At 60.3% G+C, this 22,951-nt stretch carries 21 protein-coding genes; 5 read left to right on the forward strand and 16 right to left on the reverse strand.

The features are described from left to right. The first annotated feature begins 116 nt into the window (after positions 1 to 116). The 4 genes from KBY73_RS12290 to rfbG all read left to right on the forward strand — a co-directional run bounded on the left by KBY73_RS12290 (position 117) and on the right by rfbG (position 3,643). On the forward strand, positions 117 to 758 hold the full coding sequence (locus KBY73_RS12290) for a hypothetical protein (protein WP_254937380.1): 642 nt from the start codon (positions 117 to 119) through the stop codon (positions 756 to 758). Beyond that, positions 755 to 1,600: a hypothetical protein gene (locus KBY73_RS12295; protein WP_254937381.1), complete on the forward strand. Its 846-nt coding sequence runs from the start codon at positions 755 to 757 to the stop codon at positions 1,598 to 1,600. Before KBY73_RS12290 ends, KBY73_RS12295 begins: the two co-directional genes overlap by 4 nt. A gap of 133 nt (positions 1,601 to 1,733) precedes the next feature. Next, a complete protein-coding gene (rfbF, locus tag KBY73_RS12300) occupies positions 1,734 to 2,507 on the forward strand; it encodes a glucose-1-phosphate cytidylyltransferase (RefSeq protein WP_254937382.1) in 774 nt (257 codons plus the stop codon). Then, positions 2,489 to 3,643 (forward strand): CDP-glucose 4,6-dehydratase, encoded by a 1,155-nt coding sequence (gene rfbG, locus KBY73_RS12305; RefSeq protein ID WP_254937383.1) that lies wholly within the window; start codon positions 2,489 to 2,491, stop codon positions 3,641 to 3,643. The genes rfbF and rfbG overlap by 19 nt, the downstream gene beginning before the upstream one ends. Here the strand turns inward: rfbG and KBY73_RS12310 are convergent. The 16 genes from KBY73_RS12310 to KBY73_RS12385 all read right to left on the reverse strand — a co-directional run bounded on the left by KBY73_RS12310 (position 3,621) and on the right by KBY73_RS12385 (position 20,838). Continuing rightward, positions 3,621 to 4,913, reverse strand: coding sequence for an NAD(P)H-dependent oxidoreductase (locus KBY73_RS12310; protein WP_254937384.1), 1,293 nt, complete (start codon positions 4,911 to 4,913; stop codon positions 3,621 to 3,623). The genes rfbG and KBY73_RS12310 overlap by 23 nt on opposite strands. A gap of 18 nt (positions 4,914 to 4,931) precedes the next feature. Continuing rightward, positions 4,932 to 6,224, reverse strand: coding sequence for an NAD(P)H-dependent oxidoreductase (locus KBY73_RS12315; protein ID WP_254937385.1), 1,293 nt, complete (start codon positions 6,222 to 6,224; stop codon positions 4,932 to 4,934). After that, entirely contained in the window at positions 6,221 to 6,802 is a 582-nt protein-coding gene (locus KBY73_RS12320) for a dTDP-4-dehydrorhamnose 3,5-epimerase family protein (protein WP_254937386.1), read from the reverse strand. The genes KBY73_RS12315 and KBY73_RS12320 overlap by 4 nt, the downstream gene beginning before the upstream one ends. A 72-nt stretch (positions 6,803 to 6,874) precedes the next feature. Next, positions 6,875 to 8,203: a HAMP domain-containing sensor histidine kinase gene (locus KBY73_RS12325; protein ID WP_254937387.1), complete on the reverse strand. Its 1,329-nt coding sequence runs from the start codon at positions 8,201 to 8,203 to the stop codon at positions 6,875 to 6,877. 4 nt (positions 8,204 to 8,207) lie between these two features. Next, the gene (locus tag KBY73_RS12330) at positions 8,208 to 8,924 is read right to left on the reverse strand and encodes a response regulator transcription factor (RefSeq protein ID WP_254937388.1); all 717 of its coding nucleotides are present in this window, start codon (positions 8,922 to 8,924) and stop codon (positions 8,208 to 8,210) included. A 39-nt stretch (positions 8,925 to 8,963) separates the two neighbouring features. Next, on the reverse strand, positions 8,964 to 10,094 hold the full coding sequence (locus tag KBY73_RS12335; RefSeq protein ID WP_315858438.1) for a glycosyltransferase 61 family protein: 1,131 nt from the start codon (positions 10,092 to 10,094) through the stop codon (positions 8,964 to 8,966). Between the two features lie 51 nt (positions 10,095 to 10,145). Further along, complete coding sequence (locus KBY73_RS12340) at positions 10,146 to 11,171, reverse strand: glycosyltransferase family 2 protein (protein WP_254937389.1); 1,026 nt, start codon at positions 11,169 to 11,171, stop codon at positions 10,146 to 10,148. Beyond that, positions 11,168 to 12,247: a hypothetical protein gene (locus KBY73_RS12345; protein ID WP_254937390.1), complete on the reverse strand. Its 1,080-nt coding sequence runs from the start codon at positions 12,245 to 12,247 to the stop codon at positions 11,168 to 11,170. Before KBY73_RS12345 ends, KBY73_RS12340 begins: the two co-directional genes overlap by 4 nt. Positions 12,248 to 12,250: 3 nt before the next feature. Next, positions 12,251 to 13,081, reverse strand: coding sequence for a sulfotransferase (locus KBY73_RS12350; protein ID WP_254937391.1), 831 nt, complete (start codon positions 13,079 to 13,081; stop codon positions 12,251 to 12,253). A gap of 61 nt (positions 13,082 to 13,142) precedes the next feature. Then, positions 13,143 to 13,919, reverse strand: a complete 777-nt coding sequence (locus tag KBY73_RS12355; protein ID WP_254937392.1) for a sulfotransferase family protein — start codon at positions 13,917 to 13,919, stop codon at positions 13,143 to 13,145. Then, on the reverse strand, positions 13,916 to 16,201 hold the full coding sequence (locus tag KBY73_RS12360; RefSeq protein ID WP_254937393.1) for an N-acetylneuraminate synthase family protein: 2,286 nt from the start codon (positions 16,199 to 16,201) through the stop codon (positions 13,916 to 13,918). Before KBY73_RS12360 ends, KBY73_RS12355 begins: the two co-directional genes overlap by 4 nt. Positions 16,202 to 16,234: 33 nt before the next feature. Then, entirely contained in the window at positions 16,235 to 17,545 is a 1,311-nt protein-coding gene (locus KBY73_RS12365; protein WP_254937394.1) for a capsular biosynthesis protein, read from the reverse strand. Further along, positions 17,542 to 18,570 carry a DUF6716 putative glycosyltransferase gene (locus KBY73_RS12370; RefSeq protein WP_254937395.1) on the reverse strand — a complete coding sequence of 343 codons (1,029 nt, stop codon included), beginning with the start codon at positions 18,568 to 18,570 and terminating at the stop codon, positions 17,542 to 17,544. Before KBY73_RS12370 ends, KBY73_RS12365 begins: the two co-directional genes overlap by 4 nt. After that, positions 18,567 to 19,859: a DUF6716 putative glycosyltransferase gene (locus tag KBY73_RS12375; protein WP_254937396.1), complete on the reverse strand. Its 1,293-nt coding sequence runs from the start codon at positions 19,857 to 19,859 to the stop codon at positions 18,567 to 18,569. Before KBY73_RS12375 ends, KBY73_RS12370 begins: the two co-directional genes overlap by 4 nt. Further along, entirely contained in the window at positions 19,859 to 20,620 is a 762-nt protein-coding gene (locus KBY73_RS12380; protein ID WP_315858439.1) for an acylneuraminate cytidylyltransferase family protein, read from the reverse strand. Before KBY73_RS12380 ends, KBY73_RS12375 begins: the two co-directional genes overlap by 1 nt. After that, entirely contained in the window at positions 20,617 to 20,838 is a 222-nt protein-coding gene (locus tag KBY73_RS12385) for a hypothetical protein (RefSeq protein WP_254937397.1), read from the reverse strand. The genes KBY73_RS12380 and KBY73_RS12385 overlap by 4 nt, the downstream gene beginning before the upstream one ends. A 167-nt stretch (positions 20,839 to 21,005) precedes the next feature. Here KBY73_RS12385 and KBY73_RS12390 point away from each other — a divergent pair, with 167 nt between their 5' ends. Beyond that, on the forward strand, positions 21,006 to 22,940 hold the full coding sequence (locus tag KBY73_RS12390) for a capsular polysaccharide biosynthesis protein (RefSeq protein ID WP_254937398.1): 1,935 nt from the start codon (positions 21,006 to 21,008) through the stop codon (positions 22,938 to 22,940). Positions 22,941 to 22,951: the final 11 nt, after the last annotated feature.

Raw genomic sequence — 22,951 nt, forward strand, 5'->3', positions numbered from 1 at the left:
TTAGGTAAGCGATGGGTTGGGATTGAGTGCCTACCAACTGGTACTGCCCTTTTCTTCTGGCTCCCTCCGCTGAGTCCAGATTATTGTCTGCTGGGCTTAGGCCTCACATCGGCCCCGTGGATTCGCTCCCCAGCGGCAGCATTCTGGTCTACGACTCCCCTGACCGTGTGCTGGAGGTGCTCCGTTTGCGTGAGCCTGTTCCAGTGACTGCTTCTCAGCTTGTTGAGCGCTATCAACGACTCGGTGGAATGGCTTGTTCCCATCGATTAATTTCATGTTGGTGCTTATCGCAGCTTTCTCTGCAAGAGCTTGAAGATTGGGCCCTTAACCCTGACGGATACGACGCTACTTATTTTTCTGATTGGCTGCAATTTACCCCAGTCGAGCGCCCTCCTGTTGCAGCGTTGACAGCTGCAGTTCTCTTTTCATTTCTTAACGACTTCCCTGAATGCGTTGACGTCTATATACAGCTTGACCTGATTTCTGAGCGCTTTGGTGCGCCACCTGATGCTAACTTCTTGCTCAGAGCTAGTCAATCCCTAGGGGCTACTTCAATGTTGGACGACTGGTGGCAGCCATTCTCCGATCATCATTTGCTCAAGTTGCAGCTTGAGCAGGTTGAGGAGGAGCTGCTTACTCTTTTTCTTGCTAATCAGAGACAGCGTGACCTGCTGGCTGCTCAGCATTTATGGCTTCGGCGCTTATTTACTGACTTTAGGCGTCTTCACGGATTGCTGAGTCGGTTGGTGAGCTCATGAGTCCTTTGACTTCTCCTGTCGCCATTCAGCTGTGGGCCCCTAGTCTTGACGTCGAGCTTCTTCGATCTGGTTTAAGCGCTGCAGGGTTTGAGGTTTTTGATGTCAAATATTTTCGTGAGATTTCACCTGGACTTCCGCTTCTCCTTCCTTATGCTGATCCTTTCGTTCTGGGTCTACAGGAGGAATGCGATAAAGCTGCTATGGCTTGCTGTGAGTTAATTGCATTGCTTGCTTCGCTCGACACCTCATTGGTGCCATTCCGGCTGGTTAACCTCACATGTATCCATGTGCCTTCCATAGTTGGATGGTGTATCCAGCCTTATGACCCTCCTGGCCAGGAGGCGATTGCTGTCTTTCCTCAGCCTGATCCATTGCAGGCATTCCTTGCTTTAGAATTGCTAAAGCGGCACCCATCTCTAGCGACTGTTTATATTGCCCTCGAAGAGCATCCTCTTTCTTGTTCTCTCGATTGCCGGCTGCCAGACAGCCTCTTTCTAGATCGTTATCTGACAGCTTGTAGTTGGGATTCCCTCCTAAAGGCTCGAGCTGAGCAAGCAGCCTTTGAGCGCGAATTACGTGAACTTGCTCTGAAATTAGGTGTCTGTGAGACGCAGCAGCTCACGATTCAGTTGCAAACCGAGCAGCTACAAGATCTTGGCTCGCGTCTTGAGGCGTTGAACGTCCTACGAGATAGCTGTATTCAGAATTCTCTTGTCATTCAATCCCAGCAGGATGATCTTGAGGTTCTTTGCCGGCGGTTGGCTGTGCTTGAGGATCTTATTTCGAGGGCCAGTCATTCGTCGGAAGCTATTCAGTACTGCTTTGCTCAGTTGTTAGCCTGACTTCTAAGTTTAACTCGCTTCGGCTGCCTAGTGTTGATCGATGATGCCACAGCATCCACTGTCGCTCGTCGACTGATTTTGTTTTTACCGGTTTTCTCTGTTCGTGTTATTATCGCAAGAGCACTATTTTTTCATGAAAGCCGTCATTCTTGCCGGTGGCCGGGGCACCCGCCTCGCCGAAGAAACCGTGGTACGCCCCAAGCCTCTGGTGGAGGTGGGTGGCCTGCCAATTCTCTGGCACATTCTCAAGATATATAGCTCCTTTGGCATCAACGATTTCATCGTGTGCTGTGGCTACAAGGGCTACATGATCAAGGAATACTTTGCCAACTATTTCCTGCACACCAGTGATGTGACTTTTCACATGGATGTAGGCAATCACATGGAGGTGCATCAGCGCACCACTGAGCCCTGGAAGGTCACCCTGATTGACACCGGCGACAAGACCGAAACCGGCGGTCGCTTGGGACGAGTGCGCTCCTATCTCGACGACGAGCCCTTCTGTTTCACCTACGGCGATGGGGTGGCAGATGTCGACATGACTGCCCTGATCGCCCAGCACCGTCAGCAGGGGTTGCAGGCCACCCTCACTGCCGTGCAGCCACCCGGTCGTTATGGCGCCCTGCATCTAGAAGACAACCGCGTTGCCAACTTCCAGGAGAAGGCCGACGGTGAGCAAGCCTGGATCAATGGTGGCTTCCTTGTGCTTGAGCCCAGCGTCTGCGACTTAATCCACTCCGACGCCTGTCTGTTTGAAGCCGACGTGCTTGCCGAGCTCTCCAGGAGCGGCCAGTTGGGTGCTTACCGCCACCACGGCTTCTGGCAGTCGATGGACACCCTGCGTGAGCGCAACCGTCTCGAGGACCTCTGGGATAGTGGCCAGGCCCCATGGAAGCTCTGGAGCTGATGGCCCGCCCTGGTTGCAGCCCTGATCCTTCCTTCTGGGCCGGCCGGCGGGTGCTGCTCACCGGCCACACCGGCTTCAAGGGCAGCTGGCTGGCGCTTTGGCTTCTGAAGCTTGGTGCCCGCGTCACTGGCGTGGCCCTCGACCCCGACACCAGCCCCAGTCTCTTTGGCGCCATTGATCTGGCCGCAGCCGCTCTGCCCGGCGAGCTGCAAGACAGCCGCGCCGACATTCGTGACGCCGACGCCCTGGCTGCGCTGGTGGCGGCAGCCGACCCCGAGGTGGTGCTGCATCTTGCGGCCCAGCCCCTGGTGCGCCGCAGCTACCTCGATCCCCTCGGCACCTGGGCCACCAATGTGATGGGGTCGTTGAATGTGCTCGAGGCCCTGCGCGGCCTGGATCATCCCTGCTCGGTGGTGATGGTCACCACCGACAAGGTGTATGAAAACCGCGAGTGGTGCTACGGCTACCGCGAAACCGATCGCCTCGGCGGCCACGACCCCTACAGCGCCAGCAAGGCCGCTGCCGAGCTGGCTATTGCCTCCTGGCGCGCCAGTTTCTGCGGCAGCGCCCCCCACCAGACGCCCCATCTCGCCATCGCCACTGCCCGTGCCGGCAATGTGATCGGCGGCGGCGACTGGGCGGCAGATCGGATCGTGCCTGATGCCATGCGCGCCTGCGCCGCCGCCGAGCCCCTGGTGTTGCGCAACCCCAGGGCCACCAGGCCCTGGCAGCACGTGCTCGAGCCGCTTTGCGGTTATCTCAGCCTCGCCGAAGCCCTGGCGGCTGACCCCGCCGCCTATGCCGAGGCTTGGAACTTCGGCCCCCAGCTGGAGGCCAACCGGCCCGTGGGCGAGCTGGTGGAGGCCCTGCATCAGCACTGGAGCGGCCAGTGGCGCGACCTCAGCGATCCCGGTGCCCCCCATGAGGCCGGCCTGCTGCATCTAGTGATCGACAAGGCCAGCCAGCGCCTCGGCTGGCAGCCCCGCTGGGACTTCGCCACCACCGTGGCCCGTACCGCAGCCTGGTACCGGCAGGTGGCGGCCGGCGCCTCCCCGCTCGCCTGTTGCCGCGCCGATCTGGAGGCTTACGCAGCCACTTTTAATTCGCCAGGGGCTACGGCGCCAGGGGCATCTTGAGCTGTTCGGCGTAGAGCTGGTGCGCCAGCTGCTCGCTCGGGGCCTCCACATCGCTCCAGTGGATCGGCTGATCCTTGGCGATGGCACGCTTCAGCCGGCAGCCCTCCGCTAGCCCCTCGGGCAGCAGCCCCTCGGCCCGCACCACGCTCGCCTTCTCCGCCTGGCCGTAGGTCAAATAGCGGCCAAACGAATCGAGGCTTTCGCCCGCCAGCAGGTCGCGCTTGGCGATCGCCACCACCTCCACCACCGGCGCCCCCAGGGGTTGGCCCACCGCATCGCCGAACAGCACCGCTCTCGCCACGCTCATAGGTGCCTCCAGATAGCAGAGGTGATAAGGCTGGTAAAAGCTGTAGAGGGGTCCGTCGCCCAGCTTGTAGAGCGCCAGATAGGAGGCATGGCGCTCGTCCTCCATCTCCGCCAGGCAGAACACCCCCGGGGAGGGGCGGGCGCCGATCACGAAATCCACTACGCCGCCCAGCTCCCGCAGTTGCTCGAGGTCGTAGGCGGCGGTGAGCTCGTCGATGTGGCCCCGGTGCTCCCGCCGGCTCATGCCCCGCTGGGCCACGGTGAAGCCGGTGGCATTGGCCACGATCGCCTGCTCGAAGTTCACTTTCGAGCCATCGGCAAACGAGGTCACCATCGTTACGTCCTGGTGCCACTGCTCTGCAAACCCTTGCTGGGTGGTGGGGGTGCGGTACTCGTCCTGCAGGCCCTTGATGTTGCCCAGCACCCGTGGCGTTAGCCCCAGTCCCTGCACGTAGCGCCAGAGGTTGAGCTCCACGCCGGGCTGGTCGCCGTCGCAGCAGGTGAGCAGCACCCCCGCCCGGCGTGCCTTCTCATGCAGGATCGGCCCCACCGTGGCATCCACCTCCGCATTCATCAGCACCAAGGGCTTGCCCTCGCCGATCGCCTCTAGGGCCCGGGCGGCGCCGAAGTTCACGGCTCCGGTCATATCGATCAGACAGTCGATGCCAGCTGAGCGCGCCAGCAGGCTGGGGTCGTCGGTGATCGCCGGCGTCCCGGCCGCTATTGCCCGATCCAGTTCCGCCAGGTTGCTCACCGCCACGGCCCCGCCTCTGCCGGCAAAGCCATAGGCGTCAGCTGCTTTTTGCAGAGTGCGGTTGGCGATCGCCACCACCTCCATGCCTGGCACCAGCTCCGACACCTGGGCCACAAAGCCCCGAGCCATCGCCCCGGCCCCATACATGCCAACCCGTACCGGGCGCCCTTCGCTTTCGCGCTGGCGCAAGGCGGTGTCGACAAGAATCATCCAGGGCCAGCCGTATGGCTAAACGCTACCCCACCTCTGCTGCTGCTCGGCGTAGAGCTGGTGGGCCAGCTCCTGGCTGGGGGCCTCCACGTCGCTCCAGTGGATGGGCTGGTCTTTGGCGATGGGGCGCTTCAGCCGGCAGCCCTCCACCAGACCCTCTGGCAGCAGACCTTCGGTCCTCACCACACTGGCTTGCTCGGATTGGCCGTAGGTCATGTAGCGGCCGAAGGAGTCGAGGGTTTCACCCGCCTCCAGGTCGCGCTTGGCGATGGCCACCACCTCCACCACGGGCCCACCGATCGGTTGGCCCACCGCATCGCCAAACAGCACCGCCCGCGCCAGGCTCATCGGTGCATCCAGGTGGCAGAGGTGATAAGGCTCGTAGAAGCAGTAGAGCGGCCCATCGCCTAGGCCCTTGGCCGCCAGCATCGGCGCGTGGCGCGGGTCGGCCAGCTCCGCCAGGCAGAACACCCCCGGCGCCGGCTGAGCGCCCACCACGAAATCCACTACTCCACCGAGCGTCCGCAGCTGGTCCAAGTCGTAGTGGGTGGTGAGGTCTTCGACCGGACCGCGATATTCCATCCGGGAGGTGCCGCGGCGCAGCACCGTGAAGCCGGTGGCGTTAGCCACGATGCACTGCTCAAAGTTCACCTTCGAGCCGTCGGCAAACGAGGTCACCATCGTCACGTCCTGGTTCCACTGTTCGGCGAACCCCTGCTGGGTGGTGGGGGTGCGGTATTCGTCCTGCAGGCCCTTGATGTTGCCCAGCACTCGCGGGATCAGGCCCATGCCCTTCACCTTGCGCCAGAGGTTGAGCTGTACCCCGGGCTGGTCGCCGTCGCAGCAGCTGAGCAACACCCCCGCTGCCCGCGCCTTCTCGTGCAGGATCGGCCCGATCGTGGCATCCACCTCCGCGTTCATCAGCACTAGCGGTTTGCCGTGCTCGATCGCCGCCAGCACAATGGCGGCGCCGTGGTTCACCGAACCGGTGATGTCGATCAGGGCATCGATCGCCCCCGAGCGCACCAGCAGCGCCGGGTCGCTGGTGATAGCTGGTTCGCCGGCGCTCAGGCTGCGTTCCAGCGCAGCCAGGTCGGAGGCGGCCACGGCTCCGTCGCGGCCGGCGAAGGCGTAGGCATCGGCCGCCCGCTGCAGGGTGCGGTTGGCGATCGCCACCACCTCCATGCCGGGGATCTGGTTGGTGATCAGGGCCACCACGCCCCGGGCCATCGCCCCGGCCCCGATCACGCCGATGCGCAGGGGCCGGCCCTCCTGTTCGCGCTGCCGCAGGGCCGTGTCGAGCAGGATCAAATTTTCAGACCCTCTGACAAGGTCATTTGCTCGCGGATGCTGGCCAAGCTTTCGTTCAGCAGCGGCCAGGAGGCATCTTTGGGCGAGATTTCACTGACCTCCAGAGGCCAGCTGATGGCCAGCTCGGGATCATTCCAGCGCAGGCCGAATTCTGCTTCTGGGGTATAAAACTCGCTCACCTGATAAAGAATCTCTGTGGCATCAGTGAGGGTCTGGAGTGCATGGCAGCAGCGCTCCGGAATCAGCACTGCTTGGTGGTCTTCCGCGCGCAGTTCCACCATTTCGGTCTGCAGAAAAGTGGGTGATTCAGGGCGCAGGTCCACCAGCACATCTACCAACTCTCCACCTACGCACCGCAGAAACTTGTGTTCTGCATAGGGCGGAAACTGAAAGTGAAAGCCCCGCAGGGTGCCAGCTCGCTGGTTGTAGGAGCGATTGATCTGTCGCACCTGGAAATCCACCCCATGCTCGAGCAACTCTTTCTGGCAGAAGGCTCTTGCAAACCAGCCACGCTCGTCGCCGATGGGCGGGCTCGTGACCTTGAAAGCGCCTGCGATGGCCAGGGGTTCGTACTGCATCGGAAGGGTGAGGTAGCCCCAGGATGGCAAAGGTAAATCAATTTACCGTTTGCTTTGCAAAATTGCTTGCACTTAGCTCTGGTCCTTGGCTCTGAGCAGCACGGGTAGGCGCAGTTCCGCGCGCAAGCCTCCGCTTGGAGCCTCAAGTAGGGCCAGTCTTCCCTGGTGATCGAGGCAGAAGCGTTCCACGATTGCTAGTCCCAGCCCTCGATGGCGTTGGCGTTGGCGGTCGTTGCTGCGGCTGGGGCCGGGCATGGTCAGCAAGGTGTCAGTGGCAATACCCGCTCCGTGGTCGTCCACCCGCAAAAGCACCTGGCTGCCCTGGCGCACTGCACTCAGTTGCACCGGCGGTGCGCCGTACTCCAGCGCGTTGTCGATCAGGTTGTTGAGGGCTCGCTCCAGTCCGTCGGGGTCGAGTTTCACCAGCAGCCGCGGCATTCGTAGGCGGATCAGCTGGGAGGGGTGACTGGCCACGATGCGGCCGCAAAGGTCGTCGAGGGCGCAGGCCTGACGCCGCTCAGCCGGCAGCTCTTGCTCTCCCAAAAGGGCCAGTTGGTCAGTGAGGCTTCGCAGTCGTTCGAGATCCATAGCCATCGCTTTGGCTACTTCCCCGTTGCCGCCATCGAGCCGCTCGCAGAGGATTTCGGTGCGCAGCATCAGCCGGGCATGGGGGCCGCCTAGGTCGTGGGTGAGGCCGTGCAGCAGCTGGCGTCGCGCGGTCGCGGTGTTGTTGATCCGCTCAAGCAGCCGGTTGATGCGGAGGCTGAGTAGACGGATCGGCGCGATTCCCTCCTCGGGCAGCAGTCGCAGCGGGCCGGCTAAATCTTGTTCGCTCAGGCGCTGCAACATCAGCGAGAGCGGCTGCTCCACATTCGCCCTCAGAAACAGCACCAGTCCGCCCAGGCCCCCCACCGCAATCATCAGGATTCGCAGCAGGGGCAGGTACCAGAGGCTGTTGCTGAGCCGCTCCGACTGGTAAAGCCATAGGGGGTGGCCGCTTGGGTCCCGGCTGCTCAGCCGCACCCAGTGCCCTCCCCATGGATCCTGAAGCGGCGGCTGGTCCCGCAGGATGCGGCGCTCGAGGCCGAATTCCCGGCGCATTGCCTCATGCACCAGCCGATCGAAGCGGCTTTGTACCGTTGTTTGCGACTGGGACAGCTCGCTGTCCGGGCGGATCACTACCCCGGCAGGCAGGCCATCCGGCAGGCGAATTTGCAACACTTGCTCCACCAGCACCACGTGCTTGCTTAAGCGCAGGGCGCTCTCGCTCACGATGCGCGGCTCCAGCAGCAGGCGCATGGCCAGGAGCAGCCCCAAATAGCCCGCCGTGCCCCCGGCCAGCAGGCTGGCCAGCAGCCGCAGCCAGTCGAGGCCGGTGAGGCGAGCTCTGCCCTTGGCCATCGGCTCAGTTCCCTCTGGCCGGCAGCCGGCGCACCGGTGCAGTTAGTCGGTAGCCCTGGCCGCGTACGGTCTCGATCATCTGCTCCCCCGGCTGCAGCTCCAGCAGCAGCCGCCGCAGTCGCGACAGACGCACGTCGATGCTGCGGCTCTGCTGAACATCCACCAGGCTGCCGCTGGCCTGGCCCAGCTCCTGTCGGCTCACCACCTCACCGGCCCTGCTGCAGAGCAGCTGTAGCAGGGCTACCTCGCCACGGGAGAGCTCCTGGCCCTGGCCATCGGCCCGCCCCAGCCAGAGATGCAGGGGATCTAGGCGCAGCTCCCCCAGCTGCCAGACCTGATCCGCTGGCGGCAACGGCTGCCCCACCCTGAGCAGCTGCTCCACCCGTAGCTGCAGCTCCCTAAACAGGAACGGTTTGCCCAGGTAGTCATTTGCCCCGGCCTCCAGTCCGGCAATCCGGTCGCGGGGGGCGCCCAGAGCGGAGAGCATCAGCACCGGCAGCTGGGCATGGCCCTGGCGCAGCCGCAGCAGCACATCCGTGCCCCGCTGGCCGGGCAGTAGCTCATCGAGCACGAGCAGGTCTGGGACCGCCTCGTCCAGCGCCTGCTCGAGTTCGCGCGGATGCTGCAGGTGGCGAGCCTGCCAGCCCCGCTGGCCGAACTGCTCAAGCAGCAGGCTGCCCAGGTCAGCGTCGTCGTCGAGGATCCAGATGCAACCGGCCATGGGATCAGTGGCGCGTGGGGCAGGGACCCCTGCAGCTCATCATTGCTCGGCCAGTTGGCGCATGGTGTCGATCACCTGCCCCACGGCAAACGGGTTGCGGCGCTGAAAGCTGCCGTCGTTGTCCCTACCTAGCTGCTCACCAGCGGGCGTGCAGTCGAGCAGGCGGTCGCCAAATCCGAACACCCGGTCGAGGTTCACCCAATTGCTGTTCAGGCTTTGGGGCCCAGCTGTGAACAGAAACAGGGACGCGAGCTCGCTGGACTGGTGGAAAGGCACGAAATACTTGAGGTGCAGGGCGGCCTGGGGGAAGCCGGTGATCAGCGGATAGCGGCGGAACAGCTTCAACTTCTCCCGGATCGAGAGTTCCTCCGGGCAGATCACATCCACATTGGACAGCTTGGCGAGCGCCTCCACTACCTCTTGTTCGCCCTCGAAGCAGGTGGTGCCCTGCTGTAATTTGTGGCGGGAGAAGTAAGCGATCCGCCCTTGCAGTTGCTCCTCTTGCAGGAGCCGCTTTCGTAGTCGGGGCGCAAGGGCGGCGCGGGCGGCTTGGGGGAAATCTGTGGTCACAAATTCCCGGTCGCGATAAAGCACGCTGGAAGATACCAGCATGGAGCTTTCTAATTTGTGCCGGATCAGGCGTGCCCGTTTGCGAATACCGAGGCAGCGCAGCCACTCGTCGACCAGTGGATGGTCAAAATATCGCGCTTGTGTTTCTTTCGGATTTATGTTGCTTTTTCTGACCAATTCAGGGTAGTGAAACCAGATCGGCTCTTTGCTTCTGCGGAATAGCCGAAGTAGCTGGTAAGTGCGCGTCAGATCTAGGAGAAGATGTCCGAAGTGTTCAAAAATGCTTCCTCCATACATGACTAGCTCTTGCTGTCTGCGCGACTGTCCATGCTCTGCATGCTCCTCAGTGAGTTGGGGCAAGGGATAGATCAGTCGGCTGCCCCGTCGATCCGTAAGGGCGTCGATCGGGCGGCCCTGTCGGTCCAGCGCTCCTTGCTTGCTGGTTTCCCACCAATGTGCAGTTGGCTTGCCAGTATTGCGGGTAGGCTCCAACCTGGCGTCAGGCTCGATTAGCCAGGAGGCCGTATGCGGGATGTTGATCTTTCCCCAAAGGCAGGGATGATCGTTGGAGAGATGGGCTAGTTCCTCAGCAATTGGCATTGAAGCCTTCGGAGATCATGAATTAGATCAGGATATAGCGAGACTTTGCTTTTAACTCAATGCTCGGCTGAAATTGTTTTCGCTGAGAAGCGGAACTCCCAGGGAGGTCGCGAGTTTGCAAAGCTGTTTTTTGCGTTCAGGGATGCTGCTGAGCAGGCGCTCTCTCTCCTTGCGGTTTTGCCAGCGGGGTAATTGATACTGTTCAAGGATGTCTTCGAAAGTCTTGCTGCGCATCAGTTCCCACACCGATTCGGTCTGCTGGTAGTGGGTCACAGCCAGGATGTTTGCGAGCTCGACGCTGTGGCGAGCCACTTGAAGGCGCCAGTGGCTCGAGGCCCGCAGCCTGGCAATTAGCAGATTCGGACTACCTTCCACCGGGTTGTAGCGCCAGCGCAGGGCCAGTCGTTTGTTCTGGCGCTGAATGCGCGCTAGCAGAGTGTTGCGGAAGCCGCTGAAGAAGGGCTGCCTGGCCAGCTGCTGGGGGTCGGCGATCAGTTCACTGTCGAGCCTGGGGGCTTCTGAGTTCTTGCCCGCCATCTTCTGGCCCTGCTCGCGGAAGCTTTCTGGTTGAAACAGCAGCGGCTTGAGCTTGCGTTTCTTTAGGCGCCGGTAGAAGTCCACGTCATCCCCCCCCCAGCCCGACATATGATCGTGGTATCCACCGGCAGCCTTCATCAGGTGGCGCGGAGCTAAGCACAGACCCGATGAAGTTCCCATTTTGCAGTATCCCTTGAAGAAGATGCCGGGTTCGTCGGCCATCCTCTCCACATAGGGCCGGATGTTCACGGTGGCGACATCGGCGTCGGTTTTGAGCACCAGGTCGGCCTCGGCTAGCCCCAGACCAATGTTCTGGGCCCGGCCCTGGCGCCAGAGCGATTCATCTTCTACCCGCACCACCGTGACCCGTTCGCTGCTCAGGTCACCCAGTTCCTCGATCACCGGGGTGGTGGAGTTGAAGTCCACCACGATGATCTGCTGCAGCTGCGGGCAGGCCAGCCAGGAGGGCAGGCTGTCGCGCAGATACTCCACCCGGTTGCGGCAGGGTGTGATCAGTTCGACGCTGGGGAGCTGGCTCATGGCGTGGGGGAGGGGGTGAACCACGCGGCGGTGGGTTGCTTCTGGCTCAGCATCCAGCCCAGGGTTAGGTACTGGGCTTCCCGGGTGAGGGGGGTGATGCTGCTGTCGTGAGCCTGGTCTTTGATCGTGGGGCCTGATACGAATTCAGGGCAGAAGCTGGCACGAATCTGGTCGTCGTCGGCCAGAAAACTGCGCCGCAGGCGGCGGATCTCCCTCGGAGTGAGCCAGCTGTTGATCTGTTTCAGCGAGGCCACGGCACCGGTATCGCTGTTTTTTGCAAATCGCCGGCGCCCCTTGTTGTACATCCGGATAAGTTGTTCGCGAGGTAAGCCCTCCATGGCGTTGAGATAGCGCTTGAACAGCACACAGGGAATCGGGTGCCCTATGTTGAACTGAGATTTCTGTTCTCCCGCGTCTGGAGGCGGTGAGATCGAGCCGGCCAAGTTGTGGAGGAAGCGCTGGGTGATGTCCTGCTGCTCGCACAGATTCTCGTAGCTCAATGTGCGCACAGGAAAATGCTGCTGCCAGGCCTTCAACTGCCTTTGGTATTCAGCTACGTGCCGAAAAGACTTAAGAAACTTCTGGATCGACTTGCGATAGAAGGTGGCAAGGATGAACTCACTGTAGCTGCTCTGCAGGTAGCTAGACCGTTCGCGGATTACGCACACCACCTCCACATCCATTTCGCTGCCGAGCAGTCTGCGAATGAGCTCTACATTTTCGGCCTTCTTTTGCCACATCTGATCGGGACCGTCATCTCCATCGATGCGCCCAAAGCCGATTCTCCAGAAGGCTTCCGCACTAATGATTGTGTGGGTGTAGCGCCTAGACCGTTCTCGCAGGGCTTGCGCCATCTCCTGCAGTTGGGCTTCGCTGTAGGGCTTCGGCTTGCTGGTGCAGTCGAGGGAGCGGGCAAAGTTAAGGTGGTTTGGGGCATTCCGACCGCCGCTGAGCAACTCAGCCTCCCGGGGATACCACAGGCCTTGAGTGGCATAGAAATCGGCGTTGCGCCCTAGATGGCGCTGAATTGCAGTGGTGCCGGTTTTGTGCGTGCCGATGTGCAGAAAGATAGTCATCGCCTACAGGTCCCAGGTATTCAGAGGCTTGTCCATGTAGGCCAGCATCTGTTCGGCATCGGGCCGCACCACCCCCAGCACCTGGCTGCGCAGCTTGTCCGTCCAGGCGGGAGCCGCCACCATGGCTCTGCCCTTGTCACCGGCTTCGTTTACCCGTGGTAGCTCGCCATCATCAAGCAGCAGATCTAAATGCTCGGGGTCTGTTGAAGCTCCCAGGAAATTCAATAGAACTGTAAGTGTGGGGCGAGGTGCTGCGATCAGATCTTCGAAAGTAAGACAGTGGATCTGGTCGTCAGGATAAAATTTGCGAAAGGCTTGCAGGCGTTCGTGATATAGAGAACAGCCCACCACTAGGCGACGCAGGTGGCCAGAATTCATCAAACCACTGAAATCACGGGTGCCAGGTTGGCGCCCCTTGCGATGGCGCCACTGGGATACGATTCTATCGAGTGGATGGCGTACCACATACACCAATTTCAGATTGGGTAGATAGCGGTGCATCAGTGCTGGAGCGTTGGTAGAGCTCTTGAGTGCGCTGGCGTACATGGTGCTACCTTCGCCGCGCAATTTGCAGGCCTTGCCAGCTTTAAAAAGACGGCCATACCATTTCCAGCCCATGTCGTAGCGCCGACCAAAGAATTTTGGCTCTTTCGGTTTGCTGATGAAGAAGTCGGGGTGGCGAGGCAGTATTGAAGTGAGTGTTGTTGTGGCAGATTTTGCCGCTCCAATAATGATGAAATTTGGCAATCTGCGGCCCAGTGCTTGCACTTCGGCCTCGTGTTCGCCCCGTAATCCGGCCTCAATTACTTTTCGCAATTGACGGTTGAGGCCCAAGACGATCTCCTTAGTGGGTGGGGTTTGGTAGTGAGTATTTTACGTCAATCGCCTAGCCTGATCAGGCGGGCAGCATCGCTGTGATGCGTTCCAAGGGGGTTGGTGTCACGCTGAGCTGGCCTCGGGCAAGTTTATACAAGTCGTGATCGCCGTAAAATAGCTCCACGTCCTCTCGGTAGCGCTCTCTAGCGAGGCTGATCAGGTTTTCGTCGCTGAAGTGGGCGGTAAGGTCAGTCTCGCCAGCTCTGCGCACGTTTTTACTGGGTAACTTGCCAAGTGCTGGCAAACCAGCTTGACGCATGCGACGGCGTAGCAGCTGCCAATGGTCTGCCATTGCTTCCATTTGGCCTATGAATCCAGGCACCGGCACACCGTCTATGCAAAGAATGCTGCTTTGGGGGAGTAGGTGTACGTCTAAATCAGCATCTGCTGTGGCGACCACCACCTCCAGAAAGCGTCGAAACGGCATATGACGCTCCAGCCCCATTCGTTGCATCGCAGTCGACAACGTGTCGTTTTCGATCAGCTTGTTGTTATAGGCCGACACCAAGCGATCGAAGGGGTTGCGCACGAAGCTGAAGCAGAAGTGGCTGCTACGTCGTTGCATAGCCTCCATCGCGTCGACCATCGTGGTTTCGCCATGAGTTCCCTTGCGCCAGAGGGCATCGGCGGTGGTGCGGTAGCCCTCCTCTGGCGGTTGATCAAGCAGTCGGGTAAGCGCGGCCTTAACTGACGAATTGGCCACCTTGGGCACCCGCCCATAAATCAGCGGCAATTGTTGGAAAAGGATGAAGTGCTCATCCACTGCCGCCGGCATCGCAGGGTTGGCGGCCGTCATGCTGCTACCAAATTGGGACCTACAGCTAGTTGATGCTGTTCCAGTCTCTCTAGGGCCAGCCAAGCCCCTTCCCCATTGTTTTTGTGTCCCTGCCAGATTTCCGGAATGAAGGAGGCTGTCGGAGCCATCTGGCGCAGCAGATTAAAAACATTTGCCCAGTCGATATCACCCTCATCTATTTGCAGGCCCTCTCCATCTACTCCGCTGGAGTCGGCTAGGTGCAAGTGAGCTGTTAGAGGCAGAATTCGCTCTAGGAAACTGGAGAAGGGCTGGTGTAGATGGTTGCAGGCAAGCTTGGAATGGGAAACATCCAGGCATACCCTTAGACCATGATTTCGGCAGAAGCTTTCGATGCAATCCGCATCGACAAATAGGTTGTGATATCGCTGGCCGCCGAAGTGCCAGGGAAACGGTGGCATGGTTTGGGGAATGATCTCCACTCCGTCGCAGTGCAATTCGCGCAGACTGGTCGCTAGTTTGTCTAGGAGCGGCAGTCTTTCCTGGCTGCTGAGATGGCGGTTCGCAGAGAAGCCCCCCACATTTGTCACCAGCAATACTTCGCCTGGGCACTCAAAGCGTTTACTCAGCCGGGCGGAGAGGTCGAGCACCCGCTGCAGTTCCGTCACTGAATGGCGTCGATAGTCTTCGTCTTGGCTGCAAAGGTCGAGGGTGTGGTCACCGGTGAATAGCTCAGGTGCGTGTATCACCAACCCCATTGGCACCCGTTTTGGTAGCACTGCGTCGATATCTACCTCCACATCTTTGTAGCTGAGATGTATTTCCACGAGGTCAAGGTTGCTGGCACCTTGGAACGCTTCGAGGTCGTGGTACCTCACTGGCACACCAAAGGGATTAGCGAAGCTGTAGGGCCTCGGGGTGGCTGCCGCGCGTTTCAGGTCGGATTCGAAGAAGCATTCGCCCTCGGCTTTATCACTGCTGATGCTCTGGCCTATTAGGTCGTTGAGCCGATAGGGCTGCAGTCCCTGTCCCGGACTCTGAATCCGCACCATCTCGCGGCTGATCGGAGTACCAGCTGCGATCGGACAGGCAGCCACCAGGCTCTTAGCCAGTACCTCCCGATTCATCAGCTCGCCCTGGCTGATGCTGCGGGGGGATTCCGAGCCCATCGACTCCTCCACCGCCCGAATCCCAGCCACCATGGCCGTGAACTCCTCGGGCAGCAGACTCACTTTGTGGTCGTTGCCCTCCATCCCTTGGTCGAGGGTGATGTGCTTTTCGATCACTGCCGCCCCGAGAGATACGGCTGCGATTGGTACGGCAAAACCCCGCTCGTGGCCCGAGTACCCCACCGGCGCCTCAGCCAGCTCCGCTAGCCGCCGCAGATAGCGCAGGTTGACATCTTTGAAAGGGGTGGGATAGGTCGAGTTGCAGTGCAGCAGCGCGAAGGCAGCTCCCTGCTGACGCAGGTGACGAATGCCGGCACTGATTTCGAGCTCGGTGGCCATGCCGGTGGAGGCAATCAACGGCTTGCCAGTGGCGGCGATGGCACTGAGCAGATCGTGGTTGGTGAAGTCGGCCGAGGCCACCTTGTATCCCGGCATGCCCCAGCTATCGAGCTTCTCCAGGCTCGTGGTGTCCCAAGGGGTGCAGAGCGGGATCAACCCCTGGCTCAGGGTGTGATCGAAGCAGCGGAACAGGTCATCGTCGCTGAGCTGGAAACGCTCCAGTAGATCCAGGGTGTACTGGGTTCCCAGGTCTGAGGCCATGTCGTTGCTGTCGCCCGCGTTGACATACAGCTGGTTCATGTCACGCATCTGGAACTTGGCGCAGTCCGCACCGGCAGTGGCTGCTGCGTCAATCAGCTGTAGGGCGATCTCCAGGCTGCCGTTGTGGTTGTTGCCGATTTCCGCGATCAGAAATGAAGGGGCGCCCTCACCGATCGGTCGGCCTGCTAGCAGAAGCTGCCGCTGACCGCCTCGGGCCACTGCCACCACCCTGCCGTGGTCATCGAGCAGGGGGATGACCTGGATCTTCTGGGAGAAAAGGGCCGCCAAGTCGGCTGCTGCGCTGGCTTCGGCTGCTGCCACGCAATCTGGATTCATGGCATCGGTGACCGGCCTGTTCAGGTCAATCACGTCGCTTGCCGCGATCCAGCGGCGGAAGTCGCCATCGCTGAGCACCCCTTGGAGAATGCCTGCTTCTGACACCACAAAGATCAGCCGGCATTTGTTGGCCGTGATCTTGTTCAGTGCCGTCAGGATCGCGTCTTCGGCGAAGACGACGAACTGGGTGAAATTCCGCTCGATCTGAACCGATTGCACGTCTATTTCGCCCGCTGTTTCCAGTTGCGGACTCTAGAGCCGGAACCGGGGGGTAACCAGTAAGGCCAGACGGCGCAGCCAGCGGTTGCTCTGTTGCAGTGCTGCCAGTCGGCGACTGATATTGCGGTTGTCCGGCCGCTGTAGCAGCGCAACTTCGAGCAGCCGCCGGGCTTCCCCATAGTCTCGGCAGCGTATGGCGGCCTCGGCTCCACGCCGTAGCTGGTTTGTGGAGAGGTCGGCGGCATTAACTACATAACCAGGATGGTTCAGGTTTAGAAGGCTGTTCTGCGAGTTGTGCCCCAGTTGCTTCAAGGCCTGCAGCAGGTTGGCTGGGGTGAAATCGGTGTGATACCCAACCCAATGCAACCAGTCGGGATCCGGATCGGGGCCCCCATCCAGGCTGTCGAGATCCTCTGCCGTTGCCAGGGATCGCAGTAGGCCTGAGCCGGCAAAAAACGGCGTGCCGAGGTCGTGACGTAAGCCAAAATCGTTCACGACCACCGGTCTGCAGCCCAGGTCGAGGGCGTCGAACAGGGCGGTTGACGACACGGTGGCCAGCAGCCGGCTGTTCAACAGCAGTTCCGCAAGGGGTTCGTAGCTGAGCCGCAGGTTGGCTGGAGGGCTGCCCAGGGTTTCCACCAGGGTGTGGCTGATATGGCTTTCGACCGTGTGAAACGTCGTTTCATGGGGGGCGACCCGCGGTTTGATCACCACCTCCCATTCGGGTGAGCGGCGGGCCAGCCGCGTCAAAATACGGATTAGGTGTCTCCGCTCAGAGACGGCCGCTGGCATCACAACCTGTTCGGCGAACACCAGCCTTTTTGGTCGCTCCCCGCGCTCCCGCACTGGAAGGTTGCGGCCTAGGCCAGTGAGCACGCTGCGCTGCTGTTGAAAGGGGGTGTGGCGCAGCAGCAGATCCAGGCGGGCCTGGTCACGCGGGCCATTAAGGCAGATCAGGTCGTAACCCAACCTCCAGGCAATTGCTTCCTCGAAGCGCTCCAGCACCACCCCGTTGAAGCCACAGAACAGGGGACGAGCTTGGCGCTTCTGCTGCAGGCAGTTGCGGTGGTAGCAGCTGCGGAATTCGGCCAACTTGCTGCCAGTGAGATACACCCCGATCGCGTCGAATTGGTCGAGCCGTCGATCTGCCAGCAGAGCCTGGGCATTCAGCCTCCACACCGTTCCGATCAGTTCCAGTCCCTGGAGCACGCCTTCCGGGGTCCCATCGCGCGGAATGGCGTTCACCGTGATTGTTGCCCCGTTTGCGTTGCTGAAGCGAGCCAAGGCCTGGCAAGCCAGTAGCTGGCTGTCGCTGTCCGCAATCAGCAGGATCTGGAGGGTCATGGCCGCGGCTCCACCAGCTGCTTCAGCCGCCGCAGTAGCCGTTGGGGGCCATTGGCGATGGCCCAGCCCCGATCTGCCAACCATTGGCGATTGGGCCGCTTCAGCTTGGCGAGTCGATCCAAGGGCACACAGTCGGCAAGTTGATGCATGGCACCAGAGCCGAAGAACAGCGGTCCGTTGAAGTCGGTGCGGATGCCGTAGTCACCGAGCACCACGGTTGGCTTACCCCACACCATGGCCGTGAGCAGCCAGGGAGAGGCGATGCCAAGGCAGGCGCTGGCCTGGACCAGGGCAATGGCCAGGTCATCAACCTGGCCGAGTTGAAGGTTGCTTGGGGGGTGCAGATCCTGCTGGAAGTGCCAGGCCAGGGAAGTTGAGGGCTCCTGCGCCCCCTCAGTCCCCAAGGGTGCATCGGGCTGTATGCGGATCTGCCAGGAGGGGCAGTCCAGGGCGATCGTGCGCAAGCGTTGAAACAAGACACCGTTGGCAAAAGGGGAAGGGGGGATGTCTTGCTGATCAAGCACCAGCAGCAGTGGTGCTTGGCTGTTGGCGTGGCCCACCGGCTCGGTTGGCAGGCACCAAAGGCCAATGGCCTCGCTGGCCTGGGATGCGCTTTCGCTGCCGCGCACCAGCCAGGCCAGTTCCTGCATCTGAGCCTTGCCCTGCAGGCAAATCAGGTCGTAGCCCAGGCGGGGCAGCAGGTCTGCCATCAAGGTGTCCCCATACAAGGGGCGAATTGGGCCCGTAAATAAGGGGCAAGGCCGCTTCCCCCTCAACCGAGCCGACTCCAAATGCACCTGCCGGAATTGGGTCAGCTGGGCCCCCTCTAGAAACACGCCAACAGCGTCAAGCCCATTGAGAAGGTCGCTGCTGGCGGCAACTAGAGGCTGCAGGGGTAACCAGTGCTGATCGCTGGCTTCGGGACTGATCAGAGTCACCTCCGCTCCCAACAATCTCAGTTCCGCCGCGAGTAGCTGGCAGGCTCCCAGTCCGGGCTCTCCGTCGCAAACCAGTGCCAGTTTCATCGGCCCTTAAAAAGCCGCTCCAGTCCCCAGAGACCTACCACCCTCTGGCGTGCCCGTCGCAGCAGATTCCGTCCGCGATGACTCGCCACTAGTCGGGAGCGGGCGCCGGCAGAGCTCAGCATTTTCTTACCCCCTTTTGCCAGGGCGTAGGTCTGCCAGGAATTACTACCCCAGCCCGGGGGACCTTCCCTATCTGCCGACTCGGAAGACTGGGGCGGATTTATCAGTCGGCTGGCCAGGGCAGCAATAAAAACCTGGTCACCTCCAGGAATGTGACCATGGCCCTCCGGCCAGGCCTGATCGAGGCGGAGGCTGAAGGGGTCTCGAATGATTGAGTCGAAATCGGCGATGGCTGCCGATTCAAGAAAGTAATGATTGCCCAAGGTTTCATTGACTCCCAGGTCCGAGACAATGCGGGTGCTCACACCCAAAGCCATTGCTTCCATGGCAGCGGTGGAGGACACAGTGATGGCGCAGCCGCACTTTTTCAGCAGAGTCAGGCTGGGCTTGTAGCTGATCTGCAGGTTGGGTATGCGGCGGCTGAGCTTCTCAACCCGGCTGGCCATCTCACCATGCTGGCGATGCAGCGTGGCTTCGATTTTCGAGGTGCGTGGCTTAAAGATCACCGGATGTGCCGGCCAGGCCTGGGCCAGATCGGCAAGGCGCCTACAAATGTATTTGCGTTGAATCGGGTTGTCAGGCACTGAGGGCTGCTCGAAAAACACGATCGAGGCGGCATCCGGTACTTGGAGTCTTGGTTCGATCGACCAGAGGATCGGCAGTCCAGTCACAACAGCATTGCTGCTGTCCAGCCCTAGGGCACTGCAGGCCTGACGATAAAGCTGGGCGTCGGTTTCTCCGTTTAGGCACAACAGTTCTACGCCGGAGCGATCCATCATTCCCTCCAGTTGATGGCGGAACAGAATGCCCGGATAGGCGCTAATCAGTACGGGCCGCCGGAGCTGATCCATCCAGGCCGATTGCAGCAACAGCTGGGTCTCTCGGGTGCGGCGTCCATCCAAACCGAGCACAAGGGCATCGACTTGTACAAGATCGGTGCGCAGCTCTCGCAGTTGGCCCCACTCGTGCTGCTTGATGGCGGTGCGGGGATCTATGCGGCGGATCTCCAGCACCTGGCGGCGTGAGAGTTTGCGTCCAGGCAGTTCAAGCAGATGCAGGCTCGTCGATGCTCCTTCCTTCCGCGCCACGCGCAGCAGGTTCATGGCGGTTTTGCCGAAGGAGTCGAAGCAGGCCAGGGCTGCCACCTGGCGCCCCTGCAGGCTGCCCATCAATTGCATTCCGATGAAGTGTGTTCCGATGAAGCTTGATTGGCCCCATTCAACAGGGGCGCTAATCGATCGCAGAGCTCAAGGTCTTGCATGCTGTCTATCTCAGGGGCTAACCCTTCCAGGGGTACGGGCAGGGTGGGCTGGATGAACCGGGTTCCGTGTTCCAGAAACGCTTTGGTACGAATTGCGTAAATGGCACCGGTCTCTAGATACGCGGGCTCCAAGTCCTGGCGCCGGCGGCGGGGTTCGTTGGAGTTGTGATTAATTCCTACCCCGTGGCCATTGCCATCGATGCACCACAAGAAGCCGTGCCATGGCATCACGCTGAAAGCCATGTTGGCCTGGCTGAGTTGAAGGGCGTTCACCACAGCATCAATCTGGGGCCCAGTGGTGAAGGGCGAAGTGCACTGCAGAAAAACAAACAGGGCGGGCAGAGGGCCGCGCTCTGCTAGTTCGTTGAGGGCGTGGAGCAGGGCCAATTCTGATGATGCTTGGTCGCCCGAGAGCTCACTTGGTCTCTGCAGCCAACTAGCACCCTCCTCTTCGCCAAGGTGGCCGATGCCGGCATCGTCGCTGCTCACCCAGATGGCTCCGACGCTCGAAGCTACCCTGGCGGCCCTTATGCAGCGTGCAAGCAAGGGAATCCCGCCAACGGAGCGAAGATTTTTGCCGGGAACCCCTTTGGAGCCCCCGCGCGCAGGAATCAAAACAAGCGGAGCCAGATCTGGATCCATTTGGATCGCCAAGGCAGGAGGACTCATCCAGCGCTACCGCTGGGGGGGCGCAGCCTGCCGTTGGCACCAAGGGGGTAGAAGCGCAGGTGATCTTCAGGTCCTTGGGGCTCGGGAGCCGACTCGACGCAGGTGCTGCTTTGGTGTCGCTGGAGCGCGAGCACAACTTTTTTGATCCGGCCAGCAGGCATGCCCGTTTCGGCCGAGATAGCGGCACACAAACTGTCTAGGGGGTCTTGGATCTGCATGCGTCGGATGACCGGCCTACTGCTTTCAGTACAGAAATCGAAGCTAGCAGTGTTCACCTGTCGGTACCTTGGTTAAAGGGAATCCGTAGCGCCACCCGCCTTTGGTCTATCCATCCTCCGCAGTTCGACTGGGCCTGCCGGATGCAGGAATGTTCCGTCACGCAACCTTGAAGGCCCTGCTGGCTCCTTTCAGCTTGGTGCGCGGTTCGGGTCGTTGCGGTCGTGAGCAGTTGGATGCCCTGCTGGCCTGGGGACGCAAGCCCAGCGCTCGAGCTGCTGAGCGGCTGGCTGTCGCCCGTGATCTACCCATTTGGCGATGTGAAGATGCCTTTGTTCGTTCCCTGGGTTTGGGAGCAGACTGCCCGCCTCTTGGTCTGGTCCTAGATGATTTAGGGATCTACTACGACGTCTCAGAACCCAGCCGTCTTGAGCAGCTGATTGCCCGTAATCACAGCCCTGACGAGCTGGCGCGTGCGATCAAGCTGCAGCGCCTCTGGCGCGAGCACCGAGTCAGCAAGTACAACCAATCAGCCGATGTACCGGCACCTGTTCAGCCCTACGTACTTGTGGTTGACCAAACCGTTGCCGATATTTCGATACGACTGGGTTCAGGTTCTCAAGATCAGTTTGCCGCCATGTTGGCCGCGGCGCTTAGAAATCATCCTGGTCTCAAAGTGGTGGTCAAAACCCACCCCGATGTGGTCGCTGGCAGAAAGAAGGGACATTTTACGGCCGAACAACTAGCCGATTCACGCATAATTTTAGACTCTAGTGGTGGTCATCCCGCGGCTCTGCTTGAGCAAGCCGAGGCTGTGTATGTGGTGACTTCCCAGCTGGGCTTTGAAGCCTTGATGTGGGGGAAGGAGGTCTACTGCTTCGGACTTCCTTTCTTCGCTGGCTGGGGACTAACCCATGATGAGCTGCCTTCGCCGCCTCGACGGGCTTCCGCAGGCCAGCGACAGCTGGCTGATCTTGTGCATGCAGCTTTGGTCGAGTATGCAGTTTATATCGATCCTCATACTCTTAAGCCCTGCGAAGTTGAAGATCTACTGTGTTCGATTGGCTTGCAACGTCAGAGATTGGCTGCCGATCCCGCCCGGGCTGTGGCGCTTGGCTTTACACGCTGGAAAAGACCCTTCTTGCGGCGCTTTATGCCTGGTTGCGAGTTGTCTTTTTTGCGCTCACGCGAGCGGCAACGCCATAGGCGGATTGTGCACTGGGGCCGGGCTTCTGAGCAGCTTTTGTTGGCCCATCCTGGTCAAGTAATTCAGGTTGAAGATGGCTTTCTGCGTTCAGTTGGATTTGGCAATAAGATTCATTTGCGAATAGTTCAGCTACTTAATAATGTTGGGATCAGGGCTGCTCGTCCCCCCAGCCCTTTGTCATGGGTGGTAGACCACCAGGGTGTCTATTACGACTCCACCCGTCCTTCAGCGTTGGAAAGCTGGCTTGCGACTGCTGATCCCAGTATTGAGCAGCTCGAACGGGCCGCTGCCCTGCGCCAGCGTCTAGTTCAAGAGGCAATTACTAAATATAATCTTTCGGCTCCAGCTTGGCATAGGCCATCAGGCTTGCGGCGGGTAGTGCTGGTGCCAGGCCAGGTAGAAAGTGATGCTTCAATTCGTTTTGGGGCGCCAGGAATAAGAACCAACTTAGAGCTGATTCAAGCCGTGCGCAATGCGGAGCCAGATGCATATATTATTTATAAGCCCCATCCCGACGTAGTCGCGGGGTTGCGTCGATCTTCGGTTGCTGAAAGTCAAGCCTTGTTGGTTGCTGATTTGGTGCTAAGAGAAGCTTCTGTGCAGCAATTATTTGCTCAAGTAGATGCGGTTCACGTGCTCACCTCTTTGGCCGGATTCGAAGCTCTGCTGCGAGGCATAGAGGTCCATGTTTGGGGGCTTCCCTTCTACGCCGGCTGGGGGCTTACCAAGGACGCAAACAGTTGCTCTCGTCGAGGGAGAAAGATTAGTCTAGATGCCCTTGTGTATGGGGCATTAATAGCTTACCCGCGCTACGTCAGTCGTCGCAGCGGCTGGCAGATCACCCCGGAGCAGGCTATCGACGAGCTGGTGGCATGGCGCGCATCTTCTACTGCTTAAATATGGACACT

It is taken from the genome of Cyanobium sp. Tous-M-B4, assembly GCF_024345395.1.
Classification (GTDB): Bacteria; Cyanobacteriota; Cyanobacteriia; order PCC-6307; family Cyanobiaceae; genus Cyanobium_A.

Coding starts and splice junctions, on each gene's coding strand:
- KBY73_RS12295 (WP_254937381.1), top strand. CDS start 755: ATGAGTCCTTTGACTTCTCCTGTCGCCATTCAGCTGTGGGCCCCTAGT.
- rfbF (WP_254937382.1), top strand. CDS start 1,734: ATGAAAGCCGTCATTCTTGCCGGTGGCCGGGGCACCCGCCTCGCCGAA.
- rfbG (WP_254937383.1), top strand. CDS start 2,489: ATGGAAGCTCTGGAGCTGATGGCCCGCCCTGGTTGCAGCCCTGATCCT.
- KBY73_RS12310 (WP_254937384.1), bottom strand. CDS start 4,913: ATGATTCTTGTCGACACCGCCTTGCGCCAGCGCGAAAGCGAAGGGCGC.
- KBY73_RS12320 (WP_254937386.1), bottom strand. CDS start 6,802: ATGCAGTACGAACCCCTGGCCATCGCAGGCGCTTTCAAGGTCACGAGC.
- KBY73_RS12325 (WP_254937387.1), bottom strand. CDS start 8,203: ATGGCCAAGGGCAGAGCTCGCCTCACCGGCCTCGACTGGCTGCGGCTG.
- KBY73_RS12330 (WP_254937388.1), bottom strand. CDS start 8,924: ATGGCCGGTTGCATCTGGATCCTCGACGACGACGCTGACCTGGGCAGC.
- KBY73_RS12335 (WP_315858438.1), bottom strand. CDS start 10,094: ATGCCAATTGCTGAGGAACTAGCCCATCTCTCCAACGATCATCCCTGC.
- KBY73_RS12340 (WP_254937389.1), bottom strand. CDS start 11,171: ATGAGCCAGCTCCCCAGCGTCGAACTGATCACACCCTGCCGCAACCGG.
- KBY73_RS12345 (WP_254937390.1), bottom strand. CDS start 12,247: ATGACTATCTTTCTGCACATCGGCACGCACAAAACCGGCACCACTGCA.
- KBY73_RS12355 (WP_254937392.1), bottom strand. CDS start 13,919: ATGACGGCCGCCAACCCTGCGATGCCGGCGGCAGTGGATGAGCACTTC.
- KBY73_RS12365 (WP_254937394.1), bottom strand. CDS start 17,545: ATGACCCTCCAGATCCTGCTGATTGCGGACAGCGACAGCCAGCTACTG.
- KBY73_RS12370 (WP_254937395.1), bottom strand. CDS start 18,570: ATGAAACTGGCACTGGTTTGCGACGGAGAGCCCGGACTGGGAGCCTGC.
- KBY73_RS12375 (WP_254937396.1), bottom strand. CDS start 19,859: ATGGGCAGCCTGCAGGGGCGCCAGGTGGCAGCCCTGGCCTGCTTCGAC.
- KBY73_RS12380 (WP_315858439.1), bottom strand. CDS start 20,620: ATGAGTCCTCCTGCCTTGGCGATCCAAATGGATCCAGATCTGGCTCCG.
- KBY73_RS12385 (WP_254937397.1), bottom strand. CDS start 20,838: ATGCAGATCCAAGACCCCCTAGACAGTTTGTGTGCCGCTATCTCGGCC.